Source organism: Pseudomonas sp. Con_6, assembly GCF_059379395.1.
Map to the genome: position 1 here is coordinate 6,358,080 of NZ_CM182011.1, position 15,156 is coordinate 6,373,235.

General features: G+C 66.5%; 16 protein-coding genes and 1 pseudogene. 10 read left to right on the forward strand and 7 right to left on the reverse strand.

Annotated features, from left to right (window positions below):
- Window positions 1–5: 5 nt before the first annotated feature.
- Window positions 6–602, forward strand: a complete 597-nt coding sequence (locus tag AC5QPF_RS28745) for a MarC family protein (protein WP_494960980.1) — start codon at window positions 6–8, stop codon at window positions 600–602.
- Here the strand turns inward: AC5QPF_RS28745 and AC5QPF_RS28750 are convergent, their stop codons facing one another.
- The 3 genes from AC5QPF_RS28750 to AC5QPF_RS28760 are packed head-to-tail and all read right to left on the reverse strand — an operon-like array spanning window position 603 to window position 2,613.
- Window positions 603–1,223 carry a hypothetical protein gene (locus AC5QPF_RS28750; RefSeq protein WP_494960981.1) on the reverse strand — a complete coding sequence of 207 codons (621 nt, stop codon included), beginning with the start codon at window positions 1,221–1,223 and terminating at the stop codon, window positions 603–605.
- 10 nt (window positions 1,224–1,233) lie between these two features.
- Window positions 1,234–1,878, reverse strand: coding sequence for a hypothetical protein (locus AC5QPF_RS28755; protein ID WP_494960982.1), 645 nt, complete (start codon window positions 1,876–1,878; stop codon window positions 1,234–1,236).
- A gap of 39 nt (window positions 1,879–1,917) precedes the next feature.
- A complete protein-coding gene (locus AC5QPF_RS28760) occupies window positions 1,918–2,613 on the reverse strand; it encodes a hypothetical protein (RefSeq protein ID WP_494960983.1) in 696 nt (231 codons plus the stop codon).
- Between the two features lie 241 nt (window positions 2,614–2,854).
- Between AC5QPF_RS28760 and ycaC the strand changes: the two genes are divergently transcribed.
- Window positions 2,855–3,481: an isochorismate family cysteine hydrolase YcaC gene (ycaC, locus tag AC5QPF_RS28765; RefSeq protein ID WP_494960984.1), complete on the forward strand. Its 627-nt coding sequence runs from the start codon at window positions 2,855–2,857 to the stop codon at window positions 3,479–3,481.
- 113 nt (window positions 3,482–3,594) lie between these two features.
- Here ycaC and cobJ read toward each other — a convergent pair whose 3' ends face one another.
- The 4 genes and pseudogenes from cobJ to cobG all read right to left on the reverse strand — a co-directional run bounded on the left by cobJ (window position 3,595) and on the right by cobG (window position 7,966).
- Window positions 3,595–5,289: a precorrin-3B C(17)-methyltransferase gene (gene cobJ, locus AC5QPF_RS28770; RefSeq protein WP_494960985.1), complete on the reverse strand. Its 1,695-nt coding sequence runs from the start codon at window positions 5,287–5,289 to the stop codon at window positions 3,595–3,597.
- On the reverse strand, window positions 5,289–6,023 hold the full coding sequence (locus AC5QPF_RS28775) for a precorrin-2 C(20)-methyltransferase (RefSeq protein ID WP_494960986.1): 735 nt from the start codon (window positions 6,021–6,023) through the stop codon (window positions 5,289–5,291). The genes cobJ and AC5QPF_RS28775 overlap by 1 nt, the downstream gene beginning before the upstream one ends.
- Entirely contained in the window at window positions 6,020–6,646 is a 627-nt protein-coding gene (locus AC5QPF_RS28780; RefSeq protein ID WP_458979293.1) for a precorrin-8X methylmutase, read from the reverse strand. The genes AC5QPF_RS28775 and AC5QPF_RS28780 overlap by 4 nt, the downstream gene beginning before the upstream one ends.
- Window positions 6,639–7,966: pseudogene (gene cobG / locus AC5QPF_RS28785) on the reverse strand (precorrin-3B synthase). The gene AC5QPF_RS28780 and the pseudogene cobG overlap by 8 nt, the downstream one beginning before the upstream one ends.
- Before the next feature lie 116 nt (window positions 7,967–8,082).
- On the opposite strand from cobG, the gene cbiE reads away from it, so the two are divergent.
- The 8 genes from cbiE (at window position 8,083) to AC5QPF_RS28825 (ending at window position 15,156) form a co-directional block, all read left to right on the forward strand.
- Window positions 8,083–9,294, forward strand: a complete 1,212-nt coding sequence (cbiE, locus tag AC5QPF_RS28790; RefSeq protein WP_494960987.1) for a precorrin-6y C5,15-methyltransferase (decarboxylating) subunit CbiE — start codon at window positions 8,083–8,085, stop codon at window positions 9,292–9,294.
- Window positions 9,291–10,022: a cobalt-precorrin-6A reductase gene (locus AC5QPF_RS28795; protein WP_494960988.1), complete on the forward strand. Its 732-nt coding sequence runs from the start codon at window positions 9,291–9,293 to the stop codon at window positions 10,020–10,022. The genes cbiE and AC5QPF_RS28795 overlap by 4 nt, the downstream gene beginning before the upstream one ends.
- Window positions 10,023–10,094: 72 nt before the next feature.
- The gene (locus AC5QPF_RS28800) at window positions 10,095–10,532 is read left to right on the forward strand and encodes an NfeD family protein (protein WP_494960989.1); all 438 of its coding nucleotides are present in this window, start codon (window positions 10,095–10,097) and stop codon (window positions 10,530–10,532) included.
- Window positions 10,533–10,566: 34 nt separating this feature from the next.
- Entirely contained in the window at window positions 10,567–11,421 is an 855-nt protein-coding gene (locus AC5QPF_RS28805) for an SPFH domain-containing protein (RefSeq protein WP_494960990.1), read from the forward strand.
- 209 nt (window positions 11,422–11,630) lie between these two features.
- Entirely contained in the window at window positions 11,631–12,017 is a 387-nt protein-coding gene (locus AC5QPF_RS28810) for a DUF2946 family protein (RefSeq protein ID WP_494960991.1), read from the forward strand.
- A 50-nt stretch (window positions 12,018–12,067) separates the two neighbouring features.
- Window positions 12,068–12,541, forward strand: coding sequence for a copper chaperone PCu(A)C domain-containing protein (locus AC5QPF_RS28815; RefSeq protein ID WP_494960992.1), 474 nt, complete (start codon window positions 12,068–12,070; stop codon window positions 12,539–12,541).
- 20 nt (window positions 12,542–12,561) lie between these two features.
- Window positions 12,562–12,981, forward strand: coding sequence for a DUF2946 family protein (locus tag AC5QPF_RS28820; RefSeq protein WP_494960993.1), 420 nt, complete (start codon window positions 12,562–12,564; stop codon window positions 12,979–12,981).
- 81 nt (window positions 12,982–13,062) lie between these two features.
- Window positions 13,063–15,156: a TonB-dependent copper receptor gene (locus AC5QPF_RS28825; RefSeq protein ID WP_494960994.1), complete on the forward strand. Its 2,094-nt coding sequence runs from the start codon at window positions 13,063–13,065 to the stop codon at window positions 15,154–15,156.

Consider the following 15,156-nt stretch of genomic DNA (forward strand, 5'->3'; position numbering starts at 1 on the left):
AGACCATGCTCCATGAGTTGTTCAGCGTTTACCTGAAGATGCTCGTGCTCTACAGCCCGTTCTTCGTCCTCTCCTGCTTCATCAGCCTGACCCGCGGTTATTCCAGCAAGGAGCGCAAGCACCTGGCCTGGAAGGTGGCGATGGGCGTGCTGGTGGCCAGCGTACTGCTCTATCTGTTCGGGCGGGTGATCTTCGGCGTCTTCGGCATCACGCCGGATGCATTTCGCATCGGCGCCGGCAGCGTACTGTTCATCTCGGCGCTGGGCATGGCCCAAGGCAAGTCGGCGGTGCAGACCGACAACGTGCAGCAGGACGTGACCATCGTCCCGCTGACCATCCCCCTCACCGTCGGCCCGGGGACCATTGGCGCCCTGCTGGTCATGGGGGTCAGCCAGCCGCACTGGGACGACAAGCTGCTGGCCATCGTCAGTATCGCCCTGGCGAGCGTCACCGTCGGCCTGGTGCTCTACCTGTCGAACCGGATCGAGCGGATCCTCGGCGACCAGGGCCTGCAGATCGTCAGCCGGCTGATGGGGCTGTTCGTCTGTGCCCTGGCGGCGCAGATCATTTTCACCGGGATCAAGGGCTACCTGTTGCCCTGATCAGAGCTCGCAAACCTCTTCCAGCAAGGCCTGGTACAGGCGCTGTCGCACTCGTTCGCCGAACTGCTGTTCGAACAGCCGCGCATTGAATCGCACCAGTTCGGCACGCACGCCGGTGACCACCCGCTCACGGAACAGAAACCCGTTCAAGCGCTCCTCGCGTTCCAGGGTTTCGTGATAGAGCACCATGTCCAGGTAGCCGGGACGGCTGACCTGGCATGGCAGCAACTGGAACGATGCCTGTTGCAGCGAACGCTCCTCGAAGCGCAGCAACGCGGGCTGATTGAGTTCCAGCGCGTCCAGGGACCAGCGTGTCACTTCCGAGAACTCGTCTCCGGCTGTGGCGCCGATGCGCGCGAGCAACTCGTCCAGCACCTTGCGCCGTTGCGGATCAGGGTCGAAGGGCTCGCGCGGCGAGGTCGCGTCCCAGCCAAGGAATTTCAGCTGCTGCAGGTAGTAATCGTAGCCGTCGTCCACCTGGCCGCTGGCGACCACATCCCGGGTCGCGCGCTGGGCGAAGAGCATGGCCGTCTGCACACGCTCGCGCATGGCCGGATCGACCCCCGGAAAGAAAGACATCAGGGCGTTGCCCACCACCGATGCACGAAGTTGTTCTGTCATGACTGTTGCCTCAATGTAGGGTTTGACCGCGTCGTGGCAGGCAGTTGAAGCCTTCGTCCGCGACGTCCAGCAGTTCCGGTGCGGGCTCGGCCATCAGGCTCTGGAAATACAGGTCGCCGCGCAGGCTCTCGCCCGGCAGTGGCGTCGTCAGCCAGTCCGCACCGAGTGCCGAGCTGGTTTCCAGGGCGATGCTGCACAGGCTGAGTTGCGAGCCGGGGCTCAGCACACCCAGTTCCAGAACCATCTGCGTAGTGTCACCAACGACCTTCAGCGCCCCCCGCGACAGCTGTTCGAGCCCGCGGCAATGACAGGCCAGGCTATCGATGCCCTGCTCCAGCACCTCACCAAGCTCCCTGTGCTGGCTGCCCAGCCACAGCAGCAACGGCTGGGTAGGCGCCAGCAGGCTGCGCCCACCGGTGCTCTCCACGCTCTGACAACTGTGGGTCACCCGCCAGCCGCGTCGGCCAAGGGCACGGCGATAGGCCCGGTACCAGCGCCGGTGATGCTCGAAACGCGAGTCCATCAACCCGTCAGCCAACGACTGCGCGGTGCGCAGGGAAGCCAGCGCGTTGTGGCACTCCAGTTCGCTGACTCGCGGTGCGACCAGCACCAGGCTGCCCCCGGTGATCCATATCGTGTAGCCGTCGACGTCCATGTCCGTTCACTCCAGAAAATCGCCAGGGGCGCCGCTCGCTCAGATCTCGTAGTCCATGATTCGCGACACCGCGCGATCTCCGAGGCGCTGCTCGACGATATCCCGGGTGCGGGCGTAGATCTGGCTGTTGAAGGAGAGTGCCGCCGTGCTGCGGTAAGTGGCCGAAGTGTTGCTGTCCCAGTCGAAGACCAGCATGTCGAGGTCTTCGCGACGGACTGTGCGCTGTATCGCACCAAGGGCCATGACCACCTCGCCATCCTTGGTTTCGATGCATGAGGCCACGCCCACCACGACGTTGGACTGCTGATAAATGTTGCGCTTGAACACGGTCAGGGCCTGGTCGTCCTTGCCCAGGCCTTCGATGGCCTTTTCCGCGAGCAGACCCAGGGCCTGGACCACCGGGCCGCCCTGGAGCACGCTGGTCGCCGCCATCTGCACGGCCTTGACCGCGACGTTGGCGAGTGTGAGCGACTGCCCGGTACTGCTTTCCTTCTCGTGGGTGCGGCGGGCCACGGTCCAGCCGCAATCGCTCATGGCTTCGAGGAAAGAATCGAACCAGGCTTCGCTGAGGATCAGCTGGTCGTGGCGCTTGTTGGCGACCAGGGTGGCGAACAGGTAGCTGTTCTTCGCATCCTGGCGGTTCTGCGCGGACATGCCGGCGCCGAAGGCCAGCAGGGAGCTTTCCACCACGGCGGCGGAATTGAGGTTCAGGGGTTCCTGGGTGTTGTTGGTCATTGCAAAGTCCTTCTTGGCTGGTCCCTCCGGATGGAGGAAAGGCCAAGGTACGTTGCAAAAGGCGGAGGGTCAGGAACGAAGCATTTCCCTAAACCCGAACACAGCGTACGCGATCGAATTGTCTACCTGATCGGGACAGTCATACCGTTTTAAGACGATTTATCCTTTCCCGAGAGCTGAGTAATCTGGCCTCACTCAGCGACAACAACCCAACTCTCTCTCGAACAAAAGGATTTCCACCATGACCAACGCCACCTACAACCGCCTGAACAAAGACGACGCCGTAGTCCTCCTGGTCGACCACCAGACCGGCCTGATTTCCCTGGTGCAGGACTTCTCGCCGAACGAGTTCAAGAACAACGTGCTGGCGCTGGCCGACCTGGCGAAATTCTTCGAACTGCCGACCATCCTGACCACCAGCTTCGAGCAAGGCCCGAACGGTCCGCTGGTGCCAGAGCTGAAAGAGATGTTCCCGGACGCGCCGTACATCCCACGTCCTGGCCAGATCAATGCCTGGGACAACGAGGACTTCGTCAAGGCGATCAAGGCGACTGGCCGCAAGCAGTTGATCATTGCCGGTGTGGTGACGGATGTGTGCGTAGCCTTCCCGACCCTGTCGGCGCTGGCCGAAGGCTTCGATGTGTTCGTGGTGACCGATGCTTCCGGTACCTTCAACGAGACCGTGCAACAGGCCGCGTGGAACCGCATGACCCAGGCCGGCGCGCAGATGATGAACTGGTTCTCGGTGGCCTGTGAGCTGCACCGCGACTGGCGCAACGATATCGAAGGGTTGGGTAACCTGCTGTCGCAGCGGATTCCCAACTATCGGAACCTGATGAATAGCTACTCGGCGTTTACCGCCAAGTAAGGGATGGTGCTGCTACTGGCCTCATCGCTGGCAAGCCAGCTCCCACAGTGATCGCGTGCACCGCCGGACCTGTGGGAGCTGGCTTGCCAGCGATGCGGCCAGAACAGGCAACATCAATCCTGCGGATACCACCGCGGCGTATAAACCCACTCCCCACCCTCAGCCCGGGCAAAGGTCCGGGTCGTCGAAGACCCCACCAACACCATCGTCCGCATGTCCACCATCTCCGGCACCAGCTCGCCAAGGGTCACCACCTTCAGCGACTGCCCCGGCCGGGCGATATCACGCCCCAGCACCACCGGCGTATCCGCAGCACGATGACGACGGACGATATCCAGCGCCTGCCCCAGTTGCCACGGCCGGGAGCGCGAGATCGGGTTGTAGAAGGCCATCGCCAGGTCCGCCTGGCCAGCCAGGTCCAGACGCTTCTCGATGATCGACCACGGCTTGAGGTTGTCCGATAGAGAGATCACGCAGAAGTCATGCCCCAGCGGTGCCCCCGCCTGGGCCGCCGTGGCCAGCGATGCCGAGATCCCCGGCAACATCTCCAGCTCGACCCGGTGCCAGGCCGGATCATCCGACGCCTCCAGCGCTTCCAGCACCGCCGCCGACATGGCGAACACACCCGGATCACCAGACGACACCACGATAACCGAACGCCCCTGCGCCGCCAGTTCGAAGGCGTGACGGGCGCGCAGCAGTTCTTCACGATTGTCGGTGCAGTGCAGCACCTGGTCAGCACGGAACGGTCCGGCCATGCGCACGTAGGTTTCATACCCCAGCACATCGTTGGCCCGGGCCAGCTCGGCCTTGACCGCCGGGGCCATCAGTTCGGCAGCGCCAGGGCCGAGACCGATCACCGCAACCCGGCCGCGGGCACGACCAATCTGCGCCGGATCGATGGGCTCGGCAGCAACGGCGATCGCCAGGCCTTCGCCCACGACTTGCGGAGCAAGCAGTTGCGGCAGGGCATGGGCAGCAAGGTCACTGACCGAAGCACCGGCCGCGAAACGCAGCGGCACACCCAGGTCAGCCGCCGCGGCATGCAACGATGCCTCGGCCATCTCCTCCTCGCTGGCCAGAAGGCACGCCAGCGAAGCCTCGGCGATCTTCGCCTGATGCAGCGCGGCACGCACCGACGACGCCAGCTCCGGCACACCCGCCGACACCGCCAGCAGCACGCAGCGCGGATGAATCAGCAGCTCGTTGGCCGCCGCCTCGCGCTCGCCACAGCCGACACGGATGGTCAGCTGCGCGTCGTCACGCTGCGGCAGATGGGCTTCGTCCAGCCACGGCGCCGCGCCTTCGATACGCACGCTTTCACCGGCCAGCAGATCGGAAACGAAGCGCTTGCCCAGCTCCAGGTCGGCCAGCGCATAGCCGCTGGGGGGGTTGAGCAGGCAGGTGCCGAAACGCAGCTCGCCGCTGGTGGTGATCGCCGCGGCAACCCCCAGCCCGGCGGCGATTTCCCGCGCCATGACATTCACCCCGCCAAGCCCGCCCAGCAACGGCACCACCGCGCTGCCGTCCTCGGCCACCGCCAGCACCGGCGGCTCGGCGCCCTTCTCCAGCAACACGCTGGCGAGGCTGCGAATGACGATGCCGGCGGCGCACAGGGCGATGATCGGCGTGTCCTGCTGGTAGAGCTCGCGCAGCGTGGCGCCGAACTCGGCATAACTGCGATCGACGCCCTCGACCCGGCCAGCCAGGCCATGGATCAGGGCATCGGGATAGAACCGCTGGATCTTGCGGGCGGTGTCCAGGCTGCCCTTGCCGAGCACGACAATGGCGGGTGCGCGTCGGGTCATCAGCCTTGCCACCTTTCGCCGGGAACGATGATCAGCGAGAAGTACGGCGACGACTGCGGGTCGACCTCATCCAGCGCGACGATCTTCTGGTTGGCCATGGTCGCCCGCTCGACATACAGCGCGCGGCCGTCCATGCCCAGCTCGGCCAGCACCTGGCGGACCTTGGGGAAGTTGCGCCCGAGCTTCATGATCACCGCCGCGTCGGCATCGGCCAGGCGACGCTTGAGCTCGTCATGGGGCAGCACGCCGGAGAGCACCGACAGGCTCTGGTTGCGGTACACCAGCGGCGCGCCGAGCACCGAGGCGCCACCGAGCATCGAGCATACGCCGGGAATCACTTCGGCGTCATAGCGCTCGGCGAGGCGGTCGTGCAGGTACATATAGGAGCCGTAGAAGAACGGATCGCCCTCGCAGATCACCGCCACGTCGCGGCCGGCATCCAGGTGCCCGGCGACGCTGACGGCGGCCTCGTCGTAGAAGTCGCTGATCACCTGTTCGTAGGACAGCGGCGCCGGCAGCACTTCGGTGGTCACCGGGTAGACCAGCGGCAGCAGGGTCTGCTCGGTCTGCAGGTGCTGCTCGATGATGCCGAAGGCATTGCCGCGCTTGCCCTTGGCGACGAAGTACGCCACCACCGGCGCTTCGCGCAGCAGGCGCAGGGCCTTGAGGGTGATCAGCTCGGGATCGCCGGGGCCGACGCCCAGGCCAAGCAAACGTCCGCGTGGCTGCATCATTCCACCTCCGTGGCGAGGGCGTTGACCGCCGCGGCGGCCATGGCGCTACCGCCCAGGCGCCCTTCGACGATGACGAAAGGCACGCCACGGCTGTCTGCCGCGAGCATCGCCTTGGATTCGGCGGCGCCGACGAAGCCCACCGGGAAACCGAGGATCAGTGCCGGTTTCGGCGCGCCGGCGTCGATCATCTCCAGCAGGTAGAACAGTGCGGTCGGCGCGTTGCCGATCACCACCACGCTGCCTTCCAGGTACGGACGCCACAGTTCCAGGGCCACGGCCGAGCGGGTGTTGCCCAGTTCCTTGGCCAGGTCCGGCACGCTCTCGTCGCGCAGGGTGCAGATCACTTCGTTATTGGCCGGCAGGCGGGCACGAGTGATGCCTTCGGCGACCATCCGCGCATCGCAGAGAATCGGCGCGCCGGCGGCCAGGGCTTCGCGCCCGGCCTTGCCGGCGCCTTCGGAGAATTGCAGCCGGTCCACCACCTCGACCATGCCGCAGGCATGGATCACCCGCACCGCGAGCTTTTCCAGGTCGGGCGGAATCCGCTCCAGGCGGGCCTCCTGGCGGATGATGGCAAAGGAGTTGCGATAGATCTCCTGGCCGTCGCGGATGTAATCAATCATCGAGGGGGCTCCGTGGCGGGCGTCCAGTGTGGCGCCCGCTTCTTCCAATGTCAGGTTGCGCCCGGCGAGGGCGCCGGGGCCCGGCTGGGCCGGGTCGTGAAAATACAGGTCATAGCGTCCGGGACCGACCGCCAGCAAGGTGCTCGGCGCGGTGTGGGCCATGGCGCAGGAACGGTTGCAGCCGCTCAGGTGGATGCCCGCCACCGGGCCGCGACGACGCAGGCGCGCGGCCAGTTGCACGGCATCGGCCTTGGTGTCGGCCTGGGCCTTGGCGCAGCCGGCGGAACCGGTGCAGGCGACCACGCCGGCCAGCGGCGCGGCGGCATCGACGATCAGGCCGAGGCAGGCCAGTCCGGCCAGCACACGCTCGGCCTGGGCAACTGCGACGTTGGGCAGCAGCACGCTCTGCCAGGGGGTCATGCGCAGGCTGCCGTCGCCCAGCTCACGGGCCAGCGCGGCGACGCCACGCAATTGCCGGGCGCTGAGGCGACCGAGTGGAGCCATGGCGCCTACCGCGACACGTCCTGCTTGCAGTTGGGGATAGACACCCAGGTGCTGCGCCAGGTCACGTCCGTGGCGGCGCCAGCCGAGTACTGCGGCGTCACGGCGCACGCTCAGCGGCAGACCGGCGAGGAAGCTGTCGACACCAACGGCAGCCAGCAACTGACGCATGCGCGACTGCCCGGCATCGGCCAGGTCGAGGAAACGCGCCAGCACCGCGTGCACCAGCGCCAGGCCCTGCTCCAGCGGCACCGCGCCCAATGGCGCGTCGTGTCCGGGGCAGCCGGCCAGGCCGAAGGCCAGCCACAACTGGTCGTCCAGGTGCAGTGGCGAAAGCCACAGATCATGGGGATGCCAGAGCATCGCCAGGTCTTCGCCGCCGTCCAGTTGCACGGCGAACTTGGCCGAGAGCTCGTGGAAGCGCGGCGTGGTCTGCAACAGGTCGAGAATCCGCGCACCCAGCGCCCTTGTATCGAAGAGCATCGCCGGATCGAAGCCGGCGGCGGGGCTGAGCATCAGGTTGCGCACATCGTCGCCGGCCGCCTCCCGCGGGCCCAAACCGGCGCCGAGCAACTGCGCGATCAGACCCTGGTGATCATCACCGACGCCACGGATCTGCAGGTTGCTGCGATTGGTCACCTCGATCACCCCGCCGGCGAAACGCTCGGCGGCAGTGGCCAGCGCTTCGGCCTGGTCGGCTTCGAGATGGCCGGCGTCGAGCTTGATCCGCGAGATGCCGCCATCCAGCGCCTGGACGATGCGCCACAGCCCCGGGCAGGCCGAGGGGCGAATGGCAGGAACAGGCCGGGACTGGTTCAAAGGGTCACCCGTCGATCATGAAAGGGGCTGGGGGCCGGAAGGCGCGGTATTATGCCTGCTTTGCCCGGCGGCGGGCCAAGCCTGCCGGTCGGATTGACCTGGAAAAGAGGAACGGCATGGCGCCCTGGTTGACCCTGGTTGGAATTGGCGAAGACGGCTTCAGCGGCCTCGGCAAGCAGGCCCGCCGCGCCTTGCTCGGTGCCGACAAGGTATTCGGCAGCCCGCGGCAGCTGGATCTGCTGCCGCACTGCCTGAAGGCCGAGCGCCTGGCCTGGCCCAGCCCGTTCTCCGTGGCCGGCGTGCTGGCCCTGCGCGGCGAGCCGGTGTGCGTGCTGGCCAGCGGCGACCCGATGTTCTACGGCGTCGGCGCCAGCCTGGCGCGGCAGGTGCCGGCCGAAGAGTTGAACGTGCTGTCCGCCCCCTCGTCCTGTTCCCTGGCCGCAGCCCGCCTGGGCTGGCCGTTGCAGGAGGTGGTGATGCTCTCCGTGGTCGCCCGTCCCCTGGCGCAACTGAACGCCCACCTGTACAGCGGCCAGCGCCTGCTGGTGCTGTGCAACGACGGCAGCAGCCCGGCGGCGATCGCCGCCCTGCTGCGCGAGCGCGGGTTCGGCCCGAGCCGCCTGCATGTGCTCGAACACCTGGGCGGCCCGGCGGAGCGTCATGTGCACGGCACGGCCAGCGACTGGAACGTCGAGGGCATCGCCGACCTCAACCTGCTCGCCATCGAATGCCTGGCCGACGCCAGCGCACCGCGCCTGTCGCCGCTGGCCGGGTTGCCGGACAGCGCCTTCCAGCATGACGGCCAGATCACCAAGCGCGATGTCCGCGCCATCACCCTCGCCCACCTCGCCCCGCGTCCGGGCGAGCTGCTCTGGGACGTCGGCGCCGGCAGCGGCTCCATCGGCATCGAATGGATGCGCGCCCATCCGTCCTGCCGCGCCCTGGCGATCGAGGCCGACGAGGGTCGCCAGCAGCTTGTCGAGTTCAACCGTGATGCCCTCGGCGTACCGGGCCTGCAACTGATCCGCGGTCGCGCCCCGGAGGCCCTGCACGGACTGGAGCAGCCGGATGCGATCTTCATCGGTGGTGGCGTCACCGTCCCCGGCGTGCTGGAGCACTGCTGGGAACAATTGCGCCCGGGCGGACGCCTGGTCGCCAACGCCGTGACCCTGCAAAGCGAAGTACGCCTGATGGACTGGCGCGAACGCCACGGCGGCGAGCTGACCCGTATCCATGTGGCCCAGGCCCAGCCGCTGGGCGCTTTCGACACCTGGCGCCAGGCCCTGCCGATCACCCTGCTGGAAGTGTTCAAGGACGCCGAGGCATGAGCCGGCGCGTCCTTCTGCTCGGCGGCGTTGCCGAGGCCCTGCGTATCGCCCGCCAGCTTGGTCCGGAGCATGTGTACAGCCTGGCCGGCATCGGTCGGGTCCCGGACGACCTGGCCTGCCAGGTGCGGGTTGGCGGTTTCGGTGGCGCCGAAGGGCTGGCCGCCTATATCCGCGCTGAAAACATCGACCTGCTGGTCGACGCCACCCATCCCTATGCGGCGCAAATCAGCGCTAATGCGGCCCGCGCCGCCAGCCTGGCGGGCATTCCCTGCTGGGCCCTGCGCCGCCCCGCCTGGACACCACAACCCGGCGACGATTGGCGCGAAGTGCACGACTGGGCCGGACTGATCGAAGCCCTGCGCCCGTTCCGCCGCCCGCTATTCACCCTCGGACGCGAACCACTGCAGCATCTCGACGAGATTCCCCCGGAGCAGTTCTGGACCCTGCGCGCCCTCGAAACGTACCCCGGCAACGCGCGCTGCGAGGTGATCGGCGCCCGCGGGCCGTTCCTGCTGGAGGACGAGCACGTCTTGTTCGAGCGCCGCCAGATCGATGTGCTGGTCAGCAAGAACAGCGGCAGCGGCGCCACCGAACCCAAGTTGCAGGTGGCCCGCGAGCGCGGCATCCCGGTGCTGATCCTCGCCCGCCCCGAGCTGCCCGAGGTCGACCGCCATTTCACCGACACCGCCAGCCTGCTGGCAGCGCTGACCGGCGGAAACGCCCTGTAATCCGCTCGGCTATTGCCAATACCCGGGCAAGCGTTTCCAATGCGTCATCCCCTCCCACGCAAGGCTGCGACTATGGAACTGCAATGGTGGATCTGGCTGGTGCTGGGCTTCGGCCTGATCCTGCTGGAACTGGTGCTGTCGACCTTCTTCATCATCTGGTTCGGCATCGGCGCCGTGGCCGTCGGGGTAATCGCCGGGCTATGGCCGGGGCTGAGCCTGGCCAGCGAGCTGATCATCTGGGTGGTGCTGTCGTCGCTGACCGTCGCCCTGTGGTTCAAGGTGTTCAAGCCGCGCCAGGGCGACAACCGCTGGACTGCGGACGAGGTGATCGGCGAGGTCGGCCTGCTGGTGGCGCCGGTCTCGGAATTCCAGAAGGGCCGCGTGCGTTTCCAGAAGCCCATCCTGGGCAACGAGGAATGGATCTGCATCGCCAGCGTCGACATTGCGGCCGGCGAGCGGGTGCGCATCCTTGCCATCGAAGGCAACACCGTACGGGTCGGCAAGGCCTGACCTGCATCCCCGGGACATCAACAAAGGAACTGTCATGACCAGTCTGATCATTACCGCAACCATCGCCCTGTTCGTCCTCGTCACGGTGTTCAAGGGCGTGCGCATCGTGCCCCAGGGCGAGGAATGGATCGTCGAACGTCTGGGGCGCTACCACACCACCCTCAAGCCGGGCCTGAACATCCTCATCCCCTACATGGACGTGGTGGCCTACCGCCTGCCCACCAAGGACATCATCCTCGACGTGCAGCAGCAGGAAATCATCACCCGCGACAACGCGGTGATCGTCGCCAACGCCCTGTGCTTCGCCAAGGTGGTCGACCCGCAGAAGGCCGCCTACGGCGTGGAGAACTACACCTACGCGGTGACCAGCCTGACCATGACCGCACTGCGCGCCATCGTCGGCGCCATGGACCTGGACGAAGCGCTGTCCAGCCGCGAGCAGATCAAGGCCCGACTGCGCGAGGCGATGTCGGAGCAGACCGAGGACTGGGGGATCACCGTGCGCTCGGTGGAGATCCAGGACATCAAGCCATCGCCGAACATGCAGGCGGCCATGGAGCGCCAGGCAGCGGCGGAGCGTGAGCGCAAAGCCGATGTGACCCGCGCCGAGGGTGCCAAGCAGGCGGCGATCCTCGAAGCCCAGGCACGGCAGGAGTCGGCGAAGCTGGATGCGGCGGCCCAGGTGAACCTGGCGGAAGCCTCGGCGCAGGCGATCACCCTGGTGAAGAATGCCGTCGGTAACGACGTGACGCCGGCCATGTACCTGCTGGGCGAGCGCTATATCAATGCCATGGAGAACCTGGCGGGTAGCGACAACGCCAAGATGGTGGTGTTGCCGGCGGACCTGCAGGAGGCTGTAAGAGGGATGCTGGGCCGAACCAAATCCTGAAGCGGGTCACCGAACCTGTGGGAGCGGGTTCACCCGCGATTGCGATGGTGAATCCACCGAGGTAATCGCGGGTAAACCCGCTCCCACAGGGTCATGTGCCAGCCGCACCATTTCCACCCGCCTGCGGCACTTCATCGCACCCCCATTTTTTACATCTCCCACTGCTTCTGGCTAAATAGCCAGCATTCGAATCCCATACGGATCACCCCATGTCCTCCAACCGGCTCGCCTACGCCTGGATCGCCTGCTTCGCAGTGCTGTTCAACCTGCTGGCGATGCCGATGTCCGCGTCCGCCGCGAGGGCGCCCGCCGACCAGTTGCTCTGGGGCGCCTTCTGCTCCACTGGCGGTACCAAGCTGATCGCCGTGTCCCTCGGACAGCTCGACCCTGGCCAAAGCAATGACGATCATGCCGTCATGCAGCACTGCTGGTGCTGCTCCGGCGCCGCCCCGGCCCTGGCCCTGCCCGGTACTCCCGCGCAACTGACGCTGCCCGAACATGCCCTGGCCAGCCCCCTCGACGCGCAACACCCAACACCGCCCACCCCCCGCGAGCGCTGGCCGGCACTCAATCCTCGCGCCTCCCCTTCGGTCTGATTCACCTACGCTCTTACTCGCGCACAATCTGAATCGACCGGAGATCCTTCATGCTCAAGAACGTCATGCTGCTGGCCGCCCTGCTGCTGCCTGCCACCTTTGCCAATGCCCACGAATACAACGCCGGCAACCTGCACATCGCCCATCCATGGTCGCTGGAGCTGCCGCCGAACGCGCCCAACGTCGCCGCCTACTTCGTCATCGACAACAAGGGCGCCGAGGCCGACCGCCTGCTCAGCGTCGACACCCCGATCAGCGACCGCTCCGAGCTGCACGAACACGTGATGAACGGCGACGTGATGCGCATGCAGCAGGTGCCGAACGTGGTAGTGCCGGCTCACGGCCAGGTCACTTTCAGCCCTAGCGCGTACCACGTGATGATCATGCAACCCAAGGACCGCAGCCTGCTCTCCGACGGCAAGCGCTTCCCGCTGACCCTGCACTTCGAGAAGGCCGGCGACGTCACCGTCGAAGTGGCCGTACAGAAGCAGCCACCGGAAGGCAGCGCCGCCCACCAGCACTGATCTGCTGACCACCGCGCGCCATGCGCTTCGCCCGCCCCGCCCGGCACCGGCCACCGCGTCCTGATTCCAAGAGTCGACGCGCGGGCTGGCTGAGCCTGTTCGCCATGCTGATGATCTTCATCGGGCCGCTGGTATCCCAGTCGATGCCGATGGATCACAGCGGCTCCATGCCGATGGGCATGGAAATGGACATGGACCGCAGCCATCACGGCGACAGCCACCATGGCGGCGGCGATTCGATGCATGTGATGTGGGAGAAATGCGGCTATTGCAGCCTGTTCTTCCACTGCCCGGCCCTGCCGCAACAGTTGAGCCTGCTCAACAGCGAAGCCATTCCGACCAGCACCCAGTTCATCGCCCACCCGCGCCAAGGCCCGCCGCGCACGGCGTTCTTCCCCGGTGCCCGCAGCCGCGCGCCACCTTCCGCCTCGATCGCCTGACCTACTGACGCCCCGTGCTCCGCGAACGGCCCCTTGCCGTGCTCGCGTGCACCTTCATGATCGATCGATGTTGGAAAACCTATGTCCAGTTCCACCCCTGTCCATCGTTTGTCTCTGCGCGGAACCATCGCGCTGCTCTGCGGCAGCCTGCTCACCCCGATCGCCCTGGCCGCGGAAACCGGCCACGAAGGCCATGACAACGACAATGCCGAGCTCAGCCCGACGGTGATCACTGCCGTGGCGCCCAGCTCGCCACTGACCATCGTCACCAACCCCAAGGATCCGCGCCAGCCAGTCCCGGCCAGCGACGGCGCCGACTACCTGAAGACCATCCCAGGCTTCTCGGCGATCCGCTCCGGCGGCACCAACGGCGACCCGGTGCTGCGCGGCATGTTCGGCTCGCGCCTGAACATCCTCACCAACGGCGGCGTGATGCTCGGCGCCTGCCCGAACCGCATGGACGCCCCCACCTCCTACATCTCGCCGGAAACCTACGACCGCCTCACCGTGATCAAGGGCCCGCAAACCGTACAGTGGGGCCCGGGCGCCTCCGCCGGAACCATCCTCTTCGAGCGTGAACCGGAAAAATTCGGCGAGCTCGGTACTCGGGTCAACGCCAGCCTGCTGGCCGGCTCCAATGGCCGCTTCGACAAGCTGCTGGACGCTGCCGCCGGTGGTCGCGAGGGCTATGTGCGCTTCGTCGGCAACCAGTCGCGCTCCGACGACTACAAGGACGGCCACGGCGACACGGTGCCGTCGAAGTGGGACAAGTGGAACGGCGATGTCGCCGTCGGCTGGACCCCGGACAGCGACACCCTGCTGGAACTCACCGCCGGCCGCGGCGACGGTGAGGCCCGCTACGCCGGGCGCGGGATGGACGGCTCGCAGTTCAAACGCGAAAGCCTCGGCCTGCGTTTCGAGAAGTCGAATATCGGCGAGGTCTTCGACAAGATCGAGGCGCAGGTCTACTACAACTACGCCGACCACGTGATGGACAACTACAGCCTGCGCACGACCTCAGGTACCGGAATGATGGCCGGCCCGATGGCCAGCAATGTCGACCGCCGTACCCTGGGCGCACGGATCAAGGGCACCTGGCGCTGGGAAGACGTGACCCTGGTCAGCGGCATCGACGCACAGACCAACGAACACCGCGCGCGCATGGGCATGGGCGTCAACACCTACGGCAACCAGCCGTGGACCAAGGACGCCGACTTCCACAACTACGGCGTGTTCGGGGAGGTGACCTGGGAGCTGGACAGCCAGGATCGCCTGGTCGGCGGCGCCCGGGTGGATCGTGCTTCGGCCAAGGACTTCCGCAACACGCTGCGCGTCCCCGGGATGATGGGCATGACCATGACCGTCGCCAACCCCACCGCCGGCGACACCCGCGCCGACACCCTGCCAAGCGGTTTCCTGCGCTACGAGCACGACCTGGTCGATATCCCGGCCACCACCTACGTCGGCCTGGGCCACGCCCAGCGCTTCCCCGACTACTGGGAGCTGTTCTCGCCGACCTACGGCCCGGTGGGCTCGCGCAACGCCTTCGACGCGATCAAGCCGGAGAAGACCACCCAGCTCGACTTCGGCATCCAGTACAAGACCGAGACCCTGGAAGCCTGGGCGTCCGGCTACATCGGCCAGGTGCGCGACTACATCCTCTACGACTACACCGGCGGCGCCAATGTGTCCCGCGCCGACAACGTCGACGCGCGGATCATGGGCGGCGAGATGGGCGTGGCCTACCAGCTGACCTCCAACTGGAAGGCCGACGCCACCCTCGCCTACGCCTGGGGCAAGAACAGCAGCGACGGCTCGGCCCTGCCGCAGATGCCGCCGCTGGAAAGCCGCCTCGGCCTGACCTACAGCGAAAGCGACTGGAGCGCCGGCGCCCTGTGGCGCCTGGTCTCGGCGCAGAATCGGGTCTCGCAGAACTACGGCAACATCGTCGGCAAGGACTTCGACAAGTCCGGCGGCTTCGGCGTGTTCTCGCTCAACGGTGCCTACCGCGTGAGCAAGAACCTGAAGCTCAGCGCCGGCGTCGACAACCTGTTCGACAAGAACTACGCCGAGCACCTGAACCTGGCGGGCAACGCCGGCTTCGGCTATTCCGGCACGGAAACGGTGAACGAGCCGGGACGCACCTTGTGGACCAAGGTCGACCTGAGTTTCTGA